The sequence below is a fragment of the Brenneria alni genome, assembly GCF_003666245.1.
Lineage (GTDB): Bacteria > Pseudomonadota > Gammaproteobacteria > Enterobacterales > Enterobacteriaceae > Brenneria > Brenneria alni.
The window spans coordinates 1-14,352 of record NZ_MJLZ01000040.1 but is presented as its reverse complement, the minus strand read 5'-3'; the positions used below and the strand labels follow the sequence as shown (position 1 = coordinate 14,352).

At 50.9% G+C, this 14,352-nt stretch carries 17 protein-coding genes and 1 rRNA gene; 12 read left to right on the top strand and 6 right to left on the bottom strand.

Annotated elements, in window-relative coordinates; genetic code table 11:
• The first annotated feature begins 40 nt into the window (after positions 1–40).
• The 6 genes from BIY29_RS15720 (at position 41) to BIY29_RS15695 (ending at position 4,605) form a co-directional block, all read left to right on the top strand.
• Positions 41–1,279 carry a tyrosine-type recombinase/integrase gene (locus BIY29_RS15720; protein WP_121576024.1) on the top strand — a complete coding sequence of 413 codons (1,239 nt, stop codon included), beginning with the start codon at positions 41–43 and terminating at the stop codon, positions 1,277–1,279.
• On the top strand, positions 1,279–2,214 hold the full coding sequence (locus BIY29_RS15715; protein WP_121576023.1) for a tyrosine-type recombinase/integrase: 936 nt from the start codon (positions 1,279–1,281) through the stop codon (positions 2,212–2,214). The genes BIY29_RS15720 and BIY29_RS15715 overlap by 1 nt, the downstream gene beginning before the upstream one ends.
• Positions 2,211–3,212 (top strand): tyrosine-type recombinase/integrase, encoded by a 1,002-nt coding sequence (locus BIY29_RS15710; protein ID WP_121576022.1) that lies wholly within the window; start codon positions 2,211–2,213, stop codon positions 3,210–3,212. The genes BIY29_RS15715 and BIY29_RS15710 overlap by 4 nt, the downstream gene beginning before the upstream one ends.
• A 156-nt stretch (positions 3,213–3,368) precedes the next feature.
• Positions 3,369–3,614: a DUF2274 domain-containing protein gene (locus BIY29_RS15705; RefSeq protein ID WP_121576021.1), complete on the top strand. Its 246-nt coding sequence runs from the start codon at positions 3,369–3,371 to the stop codon at positions 3,612–3,614.
• Between the two features lie 326 nt (positions 3,615–3,940).
• Positions 3,941–4,312 carry a DnaJ family domain-containing protein gene (locus tag BIY29_RS15700; RefSeq protein ID WP_121576020.1) on the top strand — a complete coding sequence of 124 codons (372 nt, stop codon included), beginning with the start codon at positions 3,941–3,943 and terminating at the stop codon, positions 4,310–4,312.
• A gap of 83 nt (positions 4,313–4,395) precedes the next feature.
• Positions 4,396–4,605 carry an alternative ribosome-rescue factor A gene (locus BIY29_RS15695; RefSeq protein WP_121576019.1) on the top strand — a complete coding sequence of 70 codons (210 nt, stop codon included), beginning with the start codon at positions 4,396–4,398 and terminating at the stop codon, positions 4,603–4,605.
• Positions 4,606–4,678: 73 nt separating this feature from the next.
• Here the strand turns inward: BIY29_RS15695 and mscL are convergent, their stop codons facing one another.
• From mscL to def, 5 genes are all read right to left on the bottom strand, one after another.
• Positions 4,679–5,095, bottom strand: coding sequence for a large-conductance mechanosensitive channel protein MscL (gene mscL, locus BIY29_RS15690; RefSeq protein ID WP_121576018.1), 417 nt, complete (start codon positions 5,093–5,095; stop codon positions 4,679–4,681).
• Positions 5,096–5,190: 95 nt separating this feature from the next.
• Positions 5,191–6,567, bottom strand: a complete 1,377-nt coding sequence (trkA, locus tag BIY29_RS15685) for a Trk system potassium transporter TrkA (RefSeq protein WP_121576017.1) — start codon at positions 6,565–6,567, stop codon at positions 5,191–5,193.
• Positions 6,568–6,628: 61 nt separating this feature from the next.
• On the bottom strand, positions 6,629–7,918 hold the full coding sequence (rsmB, locus tag BIY29_RS15680; RefSeq protein ID WP_121576016.1) for a 16S rRNA (cytosine(967)-C(5))-methyltransferase RsmB: 1,290 nt from the start codon (positions 7,916–7,918) through the stop codon (positions 6,629–6,631).
• Positions 7,919–7,978: 60 nt separating this feature from the next.
• On the bottom strand, positions 7,979–8,926 hold the full coding sequence (gene fmt / locus BIY29_RS15675; RefSeq protein ID WP_121576015.1) for a methionyl-tRNA formyltransferase: 948 nt from the start codon (positions 8,924–8,926) through the stop codon (positions 7,979–7,981).
• Positions 8,927–8,950: 24 nt separating this feature from the next.
• Positions 8,951–9,463: a peptide deformylase gene (gene def, locus BIY29_RS15670; RefSeq protein ID WP_121576014.1), complete on the bottom strand. Its 513-nt coding sequence runs from the start codon at positions 9,461–9,463 to the stop codon at positions 8,951–8,953.
• Between the two features lie 129 nt (positions 9,464–9,592).
• Between def and dprA the strand changes: the two genes are divergently transcribed.
• Genes dprA through aroE form a run of 5 tightly spaced genes read left to right on the top strand, consistent with a single transcriptional unit; the run spans position 9,593 to position 13,158 of the window.
• Positions 9,593–10,714, top strand: a complete 1,122-nt coding sequence (gene dprA / locus BIY29_RS15665) for a DNA-protecting protein DprA (protein ID WP_121576013.1) — start codon at positions 9,593–9,595, stop codon at positions 10,712–10,714.
• On the top strand, positions 10,686–11,159 hold the full coding sequence (locus tag BIY29_RS15660) for a DUF494 family protein (RefSeq protein WP_121576012.1): 474 nt from the start codon (positions 10,686–10,688) through the stop codon (positions 11,157–11,159). The genes dprA and BIY29_RS15660 overlap by 29 nt, the downstream gene beginning before the upstream one ends.
• A 22-nt stretch (positions 11,160–11,181) precedes the next feature.
• Positions 11,182–11,739 (top strand): DNA topoisomerase family protein, encoded by a 558-nt coding sequence (locus BIY29_RS15655; RefSeq protein WP_121576011.1) that lies wholly within the window; start codon positions 11,182–11,184, stop codon positions 11,737–11,739.
• On the top strand, positions 11,732–12,301 hold the full coding sequence (gene tsaC, locus BIY29_RS15650; protein WP_121576010.1) for an L-threonylcarbamoyladenylate synthase type 1 TsaC: 570 nt from the start codon (positions 11,732–11,734) through the stop codon (positions 12,299–12,301). The genes BIY29_RS15655 and tsaC overlap by 8 nt, the downstream gene beginning before the upstream one ends.
• A 20-nt stretch (positions 12,302–12,321) precedes the next feature.
• Complete coding sequence (gene aroE / locus BIY29_RS15645; protein WP_121576009.1) at positions 12,322–13,158, top strand: shikimate dehydrogenase; 837 nt, start codon at positions 12,322–12,324, stop codon at positions 13,156–13,158.
• Here aroE and BIY29_RS15640 read toward each other — a convergent pair.
• Complete coding sequence (locus tag BIY29_RS15640; protein ID WP_121576008.1) at positions 13,127–13,687, bottom strand: gamma carbonic anhydrase family protein; 561 nt, start codon at positions 13,685–13,687, stop codon at positions 13,127–13,129. The genes aroE and BIY29_RS15640 overlap by 32 nt on opposite strands.
• 486 nt (positions 13,688–14,173) lie before the next feature.
• On the opposite strand from BIY29_RS15640, the gene BIY29_RS15635 reads away from it, so the two are divergent.
• A 16S ribosomal RNA gene (locus BIY29_RS15635) occupies positions 14,174–14,352 on the top strand; the annotation flags it as partial.

Below are 14,352 nucleotides of genomic sequence, written 5' to 3'. Positions count from 1 at the left end.
TAGTCCGGTTCAAACCGGGTAAGCCTCCAAGGAGGTCGCTATGAGTAGACCCTGTCGAAAAAGGCCTTCCCGACTGCAAGCCGAGGGGCCACTGGCTCCCTATCTGGAGCCGTATGCCGAATACCTTGCCGATCAAGGATATTCGCAGGTTGCGTATTGGAAGAAAACCTTCCTGATTGCCGAGTTCAGTCGGTGGCTGAGTCGAGGTGGCATAGCGATCAACGAGATCGCCGGTGAATACGAAGATGCGTTCCTGCGCGATCGCGCCCGATATCGACTTCCCAAGGCCGGCGACCATATCGCTTTGTCTGGCGTAGTGGCCTGGCTTCGGGAAAAGGGCGTTGTCGAAGGTCAGTCCACGGCCTTGGCCAAGGCGTCGAGTATTGACTCGGTGTTGCAGGAGTACGCGTCCTGCCTGCTGGAAGATCGAGGACTGGCGCTGACGACCATCGAGAACTACGTCGGCTATGTCCGGCGTTTTCTGACGAATGTCTTGAGCGCGAGCGACCCGCAACTCGCCTGCGTGCACACCAGTCAAATTGCGAGCTACCTGCGCAGGAAGGCGCCAAAGGACCGCACGTTCGCATCGGCCAAGCACATCACCACGGCATTGCGTTCGTTCTTCCGCTTTGCAAGGTCCCGCGACTACATCCATGTCGATCTTGCGGCGGCAGTGCCCTCGGTGGCCGGGTGGTCCATGGCGTCGATTCCTAGGGCGATGCCGGCGGACTGTGTCCAAGCTCTCCTGCGCGCGAGCAAGACATGGCGAGCGCCGGCCGGACTGCGTAATCGCGCCATCCTGTTGCTGCTGGCACGGCTCGGACTGCGTGCTGGTGAGGTCGTCCAGCTTGAACTGGGCGATATCGACTGGGGCGAAGGTTGCTTGACCGTGCATGGCAAGAGCCGTGTGCAGCGACCCTTGCCGTTGCCCCATGACGCCGGAGAGGCGATCGCGGCCTACCTTGAACATGGGCGGCCGCCATCGAGCAGCCGCCGGGTGTTCCTGCGCTCGCGCGCGCCCTTCGACGGCCTGAAGTCCTCCAGCGACATTGACCAGATCGTCGCGCGTGCGATGGTGCGCGCGGGCATCGAATCCCGGTCCAGAGGAGCGCATCAGCTTCGCCATGCGCTTGCCGTAGACATGCTGCGCCAGGGGGCATCGCTGACCGAGATCGGCCAGGTGCTGCGCCACCGCAGCCCGCAGGCCACTCGGCGGTATGCAAAGGTGGACATCGATGCCTTGCGCGAAGTCGCTCTGCCATGGCCGGGAGAACTGTGATGAACAGCTTGCGCGACGACATCTCCGACTATCTGGCACTGCGCCGCTCCCTCGGCTTCAAGCTCAAGAAGGACGGGCGGCTGCTCCCGGACTTCGCCACCTTCATGGAGCATCGCCATGCCACGCACATCACGGCGAAGTTGGCGTTGCAATGGGCGCAGCAGCCTGCATCGACAGATACGAATTACCACGCTGGCCGGCTGCGCGCGGTGCGCAGCTTCGCCCGCTATCGCTCCCTCACCGATCCCCGCACCGAGATTCCTGCCACGGACTTGCTGCCGCGGCACAGGAGCACCTTCCGGCCTCACATCTTCAGCGAAGACGAGGTCCGGCGTGTGCTGGCGGCAAGCTTGCAACGCCGCCGTGGTGCCAAGCCGATCTCGCGCTGGTCGCGCTACGCGATCTTCGGTCTGCTGAGCGTCACGGGGATGCGCGTCGGTGAAGTTCTGAATCTTGATCTGGAGGACGTCGACCTCGACAACGGCGTGCTGACCATACGCAACGCGAAGTTCGGCAAGGATCGGCTGGTACCTGTGCATGCGACGACCTGCGAGGCACTGAAAACCTATCGCCAGCACCGCGATGAGTTCCTGGCCGGCAAGGCCGTCGAGCCGTTCTTCATATCGCCGCTCGGCTGCCGAGTGACCCATGGTGTTCTGGATCTGTCGTTCCTGAGGCTGACCCGCAAGCTCGGACTGCGTGGCGCAATGGATGCCAAAGGCCCCCGCCTGCACGATCTGCGCCACACCATGGCGGTCGAGGTACTGCACCGCTGCTACCGAGAAGGCGCAGACCTTGAACGCCGATTGCCTGCGCTGTCCACCTATCTTGGGCATACCGATCTGGCCTACACCTATTGGTATCTGCATCAGAACCCCTCGCTCATGACGCAGGCGATGGCGCGGCTTGAGCATCGTTGGGAGACCCCAGCATGACTCCCTCGGTCCCAACCTTCCCCGTCCTCTTGCAGCGGTTCTTCACGCAGCGCCTGATGCAGCAAAAACGCGTCAGCGCGCACACGATCAGTTCCTACCGAGACACGTTCAGGCTGTTGCTTCGCTTCGTGCAAAAGAGGCTGCACACCTCTCCTGAGCGGCTGGACTTCGCGAAGCTCGACGCGCCGCTGGTCGGTGCCTTCCTGACGGAGTTGGAGAAGACGCGGGGCGTGACTGCCCAGACGCGCAATCTGCGCCTGACCGCCATCCGATCGTTCTTCCGCTTCGCGGCCTACGAGATGCCGACGCACAGCGCGCAGATACAGCGTGTCCTCGCGATGCCGGCCAAGCGGTTCGATCGCAAGCTGATCGACTTCCTGAGCCGCCCGGAGGCCGATGCTCTCCTGAGTGCGCCTGACAGGCGCATCTGGAGTGGCCGCCGGGATCACGCGCTGTTGCTGCTGACCTTGCAAACGGGACTGCGCCTGTCCGAGGTGACCGCCCTGAAGCGTCAGGACGCGACGTTCGGTACAGGCGCCCGGGTCGAAGTCCTTGGCAAGGGGCGCAAGCAGCGAGCCATCCCGCTGTGCAAGCCTGTTGCCGCAGTGCTCCAAGCGTGGCTCGATGAAACGGGTGTCGCCCAGGACCGCTTCGTCTTCCCCAGCATGCGTGGCGGGCAGTTGAGTGCGGATGCCGTGGCGCACCTTCTGCAAAAGCACCTGGTCACTGCCACCGAGAACTGTTCCTCGCTCAAGAACAAGCACATCACATTCCACTGCCTGCGTCATACGACGGCTATGGACCTGCTCCATGCCGGGGTGGAAACCTCGGTCATCGCGCTGTGGCTCGGACATGAATCCATCGAGACCACGCACATCTATCTCGATGCGGACCTCGCGCTGAAGGAGAAGATCCTTGCCAAGACGATTCCCTTCGACAGCAAGCCGGGCAAGTTCCGCCCTGACGACCGATTGATGGCCTTCCTCAACCAACTCTAGAGACGAAACTATGCCGATATCCAACGCATTACATTGGCCTGCTGACATGGTCATTCATCGCTCCTTGTGCACCCGACTCGGCATAGTTCTGGACGCGGCATACGACCTAGTGCTGCGGCCGTACCAGCCACTGTTCTTCAACAAGGGAGCGATGCGATGAGCACGACCAAGAAACTGCGGCTGGGGCCGCTGCCGAAACTGGAGTCCACGAAGCTGACCTTCGCCTGCCCGGCCGGCTTGAAGGCCGACCTCGACCGCTACGCCGCGCTGCATGCGCAGGCCTATGGCGAAGCGGTCGATGCGGTGACACTGATTCCGCACATGCTGGAGGCGTTCATCGCGGGCGATCGGGGATTCAAGAAAGGAACCACGATCAGGGCCGCACCACCGAAGCAACCTTGACGAGAGAACACTTCTTTCGACGCTCACGACGAAAGCGCAGCCCACGGGCTGCGCTTTCGCTTTGAGGTGGCTTGCGATAATCCGAGGCATATCATTACGATCCGCCTCTGCCCGCTACGCTGCCCCTGAGCTTGCTACCGCGAAGCGCCTATGTGGCACCTATATCGAAATCGGGCCAACGCACGCAGCAGTCGAAATCTGGCCTAACCTGTTGTCTCTTAAGACCTTTCGAGTAGCTGCATGCTCGCGTTTAGGGCTTGACAGCGGACATTTTTTATGTCTAAAATCCGCTAACCTTAGATAGTGTTAACGCTTCAGAGGTTAATATGTGGCTGATTGATGAATTAGTTGAACACCATATTGTGCTTGCTCAACAAGATGGCCTTTTTGACAATCTTCCTGGTGCTGGTCGTCCATTAATGTTGGAGGATGATAGCGGTGTACCGCCAGATCTGAGGGTAGCTTATCGGCTGCTAAAAAACGCCGGTTGCCTGCCAATGGAACTTGAAGAGCGTAAAGAAGCGCTTAAGTTAGCTGACTTACTGGAAAACATCTCTCAAGCCTCACCAGAGTATGAGTCTGTTTCACGTCGCTTTCGGTTGCTTGAGCTGAGTTTACAGCAACGAGGTATCAATACTGATTTTTTGCATTGTGAAAACGCCAGTTCGTTAAAAAAGGTGTTTAACTCTCAAGATTAATTCCGTTCACAGCCTATATTGTGGCCTGATTTTTATCTATACTCATCCAGTTTTATTTTCCATCCTGATTATTAGAGGTAAGTATGGATGTATATCGTCATAAACGAGGGAAAATCCAGAATAGAGCTATTGAGGCTTTGCTGCATGACCCGCTATTCCGTCAACGCATTGAGATAAATAGCAAAGGTAAAGGCAGTTATCGCAGAAAAGAGAAACATGAAAAAAAGGGAAGTTGGGAGGGCAGAGGTAAGCAATCGAGTGATTATTTACCTCTGCCCTTTTTACTTTTCTGAGTTTTTAATGGTGTGGATTATTACGGTGGCTTTAGAATCAGAACAGTATGTTATAAATCGGTTGTAATGACTTTTACAGTTTAGGCTGTTGCTGATTTTTTAGCAGATCGCGTATTTCCGTTAATAATATTTCTTCTGCATTGGGTTTTGGTGGCTCTGCGGGTGCATCTTCTTGTTTACGACGCATTTTATTCATTAGTTTAATCGCCATGAAAATAGCGAACGCGACAATAATGAAGTCAAAAATATTTTGAATAAAAACACCGTAGTGCATAATCACTGCGGGTGTATCACCTTGAGCATCACGTAATACCAGACTGAATTGTTTGAAATCCACACCACCGATCAATAGTCCCAGGGGGGGCATTATAATATCGGACACCAGCGACGACACAATTTTTCCGAATGCAGCCCCGATGATAACCCCAACGGCCAGATCGACTACGTTACCGCGCATAGCGAATTCACGGAATTCTTTGATGATGCTCATAACCACTCTCCTCAATAAAAAGATAAATTAATTTTAACAAATAGTTTTATATTTTCCATGTCGCCTTGTGATGTTTAAAAAATTATCTCTTTTGATTACAAGAAGAATGGACTTGGTTGGAATAATCTTTCCACATCAGGTACGAACTTTTTGTCAGTTAAGAACATGATAATATGATCACCTTGTTCGATATGGGTATTATCATTGGCGATGATGACATCATCTCCACGAACAATAGCGCCGATGGTTGTGCCTGGTGGCAGTTTTATATCTTCAATCATCCGGCCCACAACTTTTGATGTGCCTTCATCACCATGAGCAATAGCTTCAATAGCTTCGGCGACCCCTCGGCGTAGTGAAGATACGCTGACAATATCAGCTTTACGCACATGGCTTAATAGTGCGGAGATAGTTGCCTGCTGTGGGGAAATAGCAACGTCAATCACGCTTCCTTGTACTAAATCAACATAGGCTCGACGCTGGATAAGCACCATGACTTTCTTTGCTCCCATCCGTTTAGCCAGCATGGCCGACATGATGTTGGCTTCATCATCGTTGGTGATAGCGATAAATACATCAATTTGCTCGATATGTTCTTCTGCAAGGAGTTCCTGGTCTGAGGCATCGCCATGAAAAACGATGGTATCCTGCAATAATTCTGCAAGCTCGGCAGCTCGTTCCGCATTATGTTCTATCAGTTTAATGCTGTAATTTTTTTCTAACCGTTGAGCCAGCCCGGCACCTACATTTCCGCCACCAACGATCATGATGCGTTTATACGGGTTTTCCAACCGCTGTAGCTCGCTCATTACGGCTCGAATATTCTGTGATGCAGCAACAAAAAATACTTCATCTCCCGCTTCGATAACGGTAGAACCCTGGGGGCGGATAGGGCGGTCATGACGGAAAATCGCGGCAACGCGTGTTTCTATGTGGGGTATATGTTCACGTATAGATGACAATGCGTTTCCGACTAACGGGCCGCCATAATAGGCATTTACGGCAGCAATACTCACTTTACCCTGTGCAAAATTAACCACTTGAAGAGCACCAGGATATTCAATCAGCTTATAAATATTATCGATCACCAGTTGTTCTGGAGAGATTAAATGATCAATGGGAACGGCTTCTGGCAGAAATAAATGGTCGGCTTCACGTATATATTCAGCAGATCTAATCCGTGCGATACGGTTAGGAGTATTGAAAAGTGAATAGGCTATTTGGCACGCGACCATGTTAGTTTCATCGGAGTTGGTTACCGCAACCAACATGTCTGCATCCTCTGCACCCGCCTCACGCAGAACACGCGGATGGGATGCGTAGCCCGTGACCACACGGAGATCAAATTTATCCTGAAGCTGACGTAAACGTGTCGTATCGGTGTCGACGACGGTGATATCGTTATTTTCCCCTGCCAGATTTTCTGCCAGCGTACCACCTACCTGACCAGCGCCAAGAATAATAATCTTCATAATAATTCATTCTGCCGAGTATGTTATAGCTGTGTGGTTGTAGACAATACTGGAGGCAATGTCAGTTTTTTACCAGTTTCGCGTAGAAGAATCCATCGCCATCATCCGGGCTGGGGAGTTTTTGTATTCCTGGATGCGAGTTATTGCCGGTGCCAATCAGTTCAGCATCGGCGTGGCACATCAAAAACGCCTGTATTTGCTGATGGTTTTCTTCGGGTATGATAGAACAGGTGGCATAGATCAAAGTTCCGCCAGTTTTAAGGTATGGCCAGATTGCATTAAGAATCTCTTTTTGGAGTAAAGCGAGTTCGGCGATGTCGCTATCGCGTCGCAGCCACTTTATATCAGGATGGCGACGAACCACGCCCGTCGCGGAGCAAGGGGCGTCAAGCAGGATGCGATCAAATCTTTTATCGCCATACCAGCGTTCCGGGTGACGGCCATCTCCTTGCTTCAGTTCGGCCTCAAGTCCTAAGCGCTGTAAATTTTCCTTCACGCGTTTAAGCCGATTGTCATCGATGTCGACAGCCAGCACGTGCGCTTTCGGCGCCGCTTCGAGAATATGGGTTGTTTTACCGCCGGGTGCCGCACAAACATCGAGGATGTGTTCGCCGTTTTGCGGCGACAACCAATGGATACACCCCTGGGCTGAGGCGTCTTGTACGGTCACCCATCCTTGCGTAAACCCAGGAAGCAGATTGACCGCACATGGCACAGACAGCCTGATAGCATCGGGATAATCAGGATGCGGTAAGGCTTCGATGCCTTCTTGTTCCAGTAGGGGGAGATATTCATCGCGGGTGTGGTGCAACCGGTTCACCCGCAGCCACATTGGTGGCCTCTGGTTATTGGCTTCGACAATTCTTTCCCAGTCTTCAGGATATGCATGTTTAATGCGAGCCAATAACCAGTTTGGGTGCAGGTAGCGTATGGGGTTGTTTGCTACGCGTTGCAGCAGTTCGTCCTGCTGGCGTTGAAACTGACGTAAAACGCCGTTAATCAGCCCTTTAAGCTGAGGACGCTTCATGGCCACGGCACCTTCTACCGTTTCAGCCAGTGCGGCATGCGCCGGGATCCGGGTATATAGCAATTGATACATGCCAACCATAATAAGGTAATGCAACGGGCGCTGTTTTCCCGTTAACGGTTTTGCCATCAGTTGCTGAATACACCACTCTAATTGTGGCAAAACACGCAGTACGCCAAAACACAGTTCCTGCAATAATGCGCGATCTTTGTCAGCGATATCACACTGATATGTAGGTAATAAGTTGCTGAGAGACTGCCCATGATCTACTACTTTCCCTACCACTTTAGCGGCAATACTGCGAAGGTTATATGCATTTTTCATTAGTTAGCGACTATGTAATAGATAGGTATACTGGCGATTATCGCTGGCATTAAACATCGTTCAGGCCAGAACCTTACCCGGAATAAACCATTCTCGCCGTGAATTAAGTAAGTTCTGTGCTGCCATCACTTTTTTACCGGCGGGTTGTAATTCAATGATCGTCAACACGCCGTCTGACGTGGCGACCTGAATGCCATGCTTGTCAGACTGTAAAATAGTGCCGGGCAAAGCGTGATGCTCTGCTGGGAATGCTTCGCTTTTCCATACCTTGACCGGCTGTTCATCCACGACAAAATAGCTGACTGGCCACGGATTGAACGCCCGTACACAGCGTTCAAGTTGGGCGGCGGAAAGCTGCCAGTTGAGACGCGCCTCTTCCTTGCTGAGTTTCTCTGCATAGGTTGCCAGCGCATCATCCTGAGGTTCTGCTACGAGCTGTTCATCAGCAAGCTGCTCAAGCGTTTCCAATAGCCCGCGAGGGCCTAGTTCAGCCAGTTTTGCGTATAACGTTGCGCTGGTATCCTCATGAAGAATAGGGCACTCAATCTTATGCAGCATTGCGCCGGTATCGAGGCCAACGTCCATCTGCATGATTGTAATGCCGGTGGTCGTATCTCCTGCCCATAGCGCACGCTGAATCGGCGCAGCGCCCCGCCAGCGTGGCAGCAGTGAACCATGCACATTGATACAACCGAGACGCGGCATATCCAGAACGGTTTGCGGTAAAATCAAACCGTAGGCAACAACAACCATTACATCCGCATGGAGTGCCTCAAGCATTTCCTGGCCTTCGGTCTGGCGCAGCGATTTGGGTTGATACACTGGTATATCATGCTGTTCGGCCAGGATTTTTACCGGGCTGGGCGTAAGCTTGTTGCCTCTTCCTGCCGGGCGATCGGGTTGAGTGAATACGCCAACGACCTGATGTCGAGATGATAACAGCGCGTCAAGGTGGCGCGCTGCAAAGTCAGGTGTTCCAGCAAAGATAATACGTAAAGAATCAGACACATCGTTTCCTGTCAGGAAAATAAATTATTGATTCCGGCTGTTTTGTTTAGCCAGTTTTTCCAGTTTTTGACGAATTCTCTGGCGCTTAAGCGGGGAGAGATAGTCGATAAACAGTTTCCCAACCAGATGATCCATTTCATGCTGAATACAAATGGCTAACAGGCCGTCAGCTTCCAGTTCAAAAGCGTTACCTTCCCGATCCACAGCCTGCACTTTTACATGTTCGGCACGCGGCACAAGCGCTCTTGTTTCCGGAATCGACAGGCAACCTTCTTCTATACCGGTATCGCCGCTCTTCTCAAGAAGTACGGGATTAATCAAAACCAGTCTTTGATCTCGTTCCTCTGAAACATCAATAACAATAATACGTTGATGAATATCAACCTGTGTGGCGGCCAGGCCAATGCCTTCTTCTTCATACATAGTATCGAACATATCATCGACGATACGCTGTGTTTCTGCATTGACTTCTTTTACGGGCTGCGCCTTGATGCGAAGCCGCTCATCCGGAAAATGTAATACCTGCAAAACTGACATATATATTTAGATCTGTATCCGAGTGATGAAAGGGTATCAAAGTCTATTCTAGACATTTCCTGTACCGATTGACAGCATCTACACTTAATTGCACGGTCGACCTGAATCCAGCGGAATAAGGGATGTACGATGTTATCAACGGAAATCTGGTTGCGCTTAATGGGCGTGAGACATCTGGGCGCCAGTCGAGCTGGGGCAATGGCCGGAAAACTTATTGCCATGGGCGATTACGACAGAAGCGCCTTAATGTCACTTGGCCTGACGGAAGTTCAGGCTGAACAATTCCAACAGCTTGACCCGAAAATTTTAGAAAAAACGCTGTGCTGGCTGTCGCAACCTGATCACCATATTGTGACCTGTATTGATAAAAGATACCCATTTTTGCTCGGTAATATCAGCACCTTTCCACTCTTGCTTTTTGTTGCAGGCGATCTCTCTTTATTGGCACGGCCACAAATTGCGGTTGTTGGCAGTCGCAACAATAGTACGTATGGTGAGCAATGGGGGCAATTCTTTGCACAAGAATTGGCGCTGAATAACCTCATCATAACAAGCGGGTTGGCTGTTGGGATAGATGGTATTGCACACCGAGCCGCACTTGATGTAGAGGGAAAGACGATCGCGGTATTAGGTAGTGGATTGGCATATATTTATCCTCGCCGTCATCAAAAGCTTGCCGATCGAATCCTGGAACACGGCGGCGCATTAGTCTCTGAATTCCCGATAGCGACGTTGCCGTTGCCTACTAATTTTCCAAGAAGAAATCGTATTATCAGCGGGTTGAGTCTGGGCGTATTGGTTGTCGAGGCATCGATTCGCAGTGGATCGCTGGTGACTGCCCGTTATGCGTTGGAACAAGGGCGGGAAGTGTTTGCTTTACCTGGGCCTATAGGTAACCCGATGACAGAAGGAACACACTGGCTGATTCAACAGGGGGCCTACCTTGTCACTCATCCTAAAAATATTGTCGAACAACTAATGAGCGGGATTCAATGGCTCCCTGCTGAAACTGATAGCACTATTTCTGCCGTCAATGATGAAGTTGAATTGCCATTTGCTGATGTGTTGGCTAACGTAGGAGATGAGGTTACACCTGTTGACGTTGTCGCTGAACGTGCCGGCCAATCTGTGCCAGAGATAGTAGGTAAACTATTGGAACTGGAGTTAGCAGGATGGATCGCAGCAGTACCCGGCGGCTATGTCCGATTAAGGAGGGCAGGCCATGTTCGACGTACTCATGTACTTGTTTGAAACTTATATCCACAATGAAACTGAAATGCGTGTCGATCAGGATTCGTTGACTGATGACCTCACCCGTGCGGGATTTGATCGTAATGATATCTACAGTGCGCTGAATTGGTTGGAAAAATTGGCCGATATACAGGAGGGGCAGACTACACCGCTCAATCTGGCGCATGATCCACTGGCAATACGCATCTATACGCAGGATGAAGAACAGCGTCTTGATGCCGACTGTCGTGGTTTTTTATTATTTCTGGAGCAGATTCAAGTGTTGAGCCTTGAAACCCGCGAGATGGTTATCGATCGGGTGATGGCGCTTGATACACTGGAATTTGATCTGGAAGATCTGAAATGGGTCATTCTTATGGTGCTTTTCAACGTGCCTGGTTGTGAGAATGCTTACCAGCAAATGGAAGAACTTCTGTTTGAGGAAAATGACGGTTATTTGCAATAGCTTGATGTGCAATGGATAAGAAATGGCTAAGACCGTACTTTTTGCCGACAAGAAACAAGAGATATGCCCTGAATGCGGGTCTGTGCTGGTTATCCTTTCAGGGCGGCACGGGCCTTTTCTTGGCTGCACCCGTTACCCTGAATGTGAATTCATTCGTCCGCTTAAAGCTCAGGCCGATGGTCACGTGGTTAAGGTGCTTGATGGGCAGATCTGCCCGAATTGCCAGTCAACCTTAGTGCTAAGGCAAGGGCGTTATGGCATGTTCATTGGGTGTGAAAACTATCCTGAGTGTAATCACACGGAGGCGATCGATCGCCCGGATGGAACAGCATTGAGCTGTCCGCAGTGCCGTAAGGGAACACTGTTGCAGCGTAAATCACGTTATGGAAAAGTGTTTCATGCATGTGATCGTTATCCTGTTTGTCAGTTTACGCTCAATAATAAACCGGTAGCAGGGGAGTGCCCTCATTGCCGCTACCCTTTACTTATTGAGAAGAAAACAGCGAAAGGCAACCGCCTTTTTTGCGCCAGTAAACTGTGTGGAAAGCCAGCAACGGCTGAAGTTGATAACAATGAATGATGTCTCTGATGATTTACTGATTCCCATATTGCAGGCATTAAGAAACGAAAAAGTCGTTGCCTATCCCACCGAAGCCGTTTTTGGCCTGGGATGCGATCCAGACAGCGAGGTTGCGGTTAAGCGTCTGTTGGCACTGAAACAACGTCCGTGGCAGAAAGGGTTGATTCTTATTGCCGCTGATTATCAGCAACTAGTGCCTTATGTAGACGATAGCGCGCTGTCCGACGATCAAAAAAACACAATGTTCTCCAGTTGGCCTGGGCCTGTTACCTGGGTGATCCCAGCTAGGTCCACAACACCAAAGTGGCTGACAGGGCAATTTAACTCTCTTGCTGTACGGGTCAGCGCACATCCATTGGTGAAAAAGTTGTGTCTTGGTTATGCCAAGCCTCTGGTTTCAACCAGTGCTAATTTGAGTGGGCAGTCGCCTTGCCGTTCCGAACAGGAAGTTTATCAACAGTTTGGTAATGATTTTCCTGTTTTGCGCGGAAATGTAGGCGGAAGGATAAATCCTTCAGAGATTAGAGATGTTTTAACTGGTGAGCTGTTGCGCCAGGGTTAACGTAAAGATTGGAGAATAGGGTGTCTGAGATAAAATCTTTTGCTGTTTTTGGTAATCCAATCGCGCATAGTAAGTCGCCGCGTATACATGAGCTATTTGCTTCTCAGACAGGTATTGATCTTACCTATAGGCGCTTATTGGCCCCTTTAGACAGTTTTGAGAAAGTGTTGAGACGCTATTTTCATGATGGCGCCTATGGGGCGAATATCACCGCGCCGTTTAAAGAACGGGCTTTTGCTGAAGTTGATGAATTGAGCGAATGTGCATCGCTTGCTGGAGCGGTTAATACGTTGAAGAAACTGAACGATGGACGTTTGCTTGGTGATAATACCGATGGTATCGGTTTATTAAGTGATTTACAGCGCCTGAATTTTATCCAACCTCAGGATCGCATTTTGTTGGTTGGCGCGGGCGGCGCGGCGCGTGGCGTTATCCAGCCGCTGCTGGCTTATGGCTGTTCGATTGTACTAACCAACAGAACGTTTTCCAAAGCCGATGGTTTAGCCAAAATATTCAGTTATGTCGGTAATATCCATGCGGTGGCGTTAGATGATTTGCACGGGCGGGATTTCGAACTGATTATTAATGCAACGTCATCAGGTATCCATGGCAATGTCCCTGAACTGCCTACCACATTAATATCTCCACAAACGCACTGCTATGACATGTTTTATTTGCCAAAGCTGACGCCTTTTTTAGCATGGTGTGTACAATGTGGGGCAACTCGTTATGCGGATGGTTTGGGAATGCTGGTGGGGCAAGCAGCTCATGCCTTTCAACTTTGGCATGGTGTAATGCCGGATGTCGTTCCCGTCATTGAACAGCTTAAGCAGGAACCCACTGATTATCTTGGGTAAGATAATCATCTTTCCAGCGCACATAGTTATTTGCCGAGTACAACAGTCCTTCTATTTCCTCTTGGCTCAGGGAGCGAACTTTTTTGACCGGGCTACCGAGATACAGGTAACCACTTTCCAGACGTTTTCCCGGAGACACGAGACTGCCGGCGCCGATCATCACATCATCTTCAACGATCGCGCCATCAAGGATGATAGATCCCATCCCGATTAATACACGGTTACCGATCGTGCATCCGTGTAACATCGCTTTATGCCCTACAGTGACATCTTGCCCGATGATTAATGGGTTACCCGCCGGGTTTTTTTCTGAACTGTGCGTAATGTGTAGCACGGAACCATCTTGAATATTACTCCTCGCACCAATGCTTATATAGTTAACATCACCCCGGATCACCACCAGAGGCCAGATGCTGACATCGTTACCAAGGGTAACTTTGCCTATGACCACGCTTGATTGGTCAATCATGACATTCTCACCAATATCAGGAAATGCACCTTTATAGCCGCGAACGATTTCAGATCCCATCAACAACCCCCTTATTAACTACGTCATATGTTAACCGGTAAACAAAATATCGGCAGATACATGATGGCAGCAAGCTGAAAGTAACCCTGATCGAATAAGATCTCAACGAAAGGGTTGAAAAATACGCGAACGGAAAAAAAGATCGAGAAAGTGGTTGTGTAACGAGAGGGGATCCCTATAATGCGCCTCCATCGACACGGCGCGGTGAACGCATAACCGGGTTGGTAAAGTAAGGGAAAACGTTAAAAATTAACTGTTGACTCTGAAAGGGGAACGCGTAATATACGCCACCTCGCGTTAGCGGCTCAGTCCATGACGCACTGCTCTTTAACAATTTAATCAGACAATCTGTGTGGGCACTCACAAGACGGTATCGGCAAGCGATATAAGAAAGTCTTGAAGAGTGACTGACAGTAAATTCATTACGAATGAACAGTTGATAATTCTTTGAGCATGGCTATTAAGTTAGCGAATCAAACAAATCTTAAATTGAAGAGTTTGATCATGGCTCAGATTGAACGCTGGCGGCAGGCCTAACACATGCAAGTCGGGCGGTAGCACAGGGGAGCTTGCTCCCTGGGTGACGAGCGGCGGACGGGTGAGTAAAGTCTGGGAAACTGCCTGATGGAGGGGGATAACTACTGGAAACGGTAGCTAATACCGCA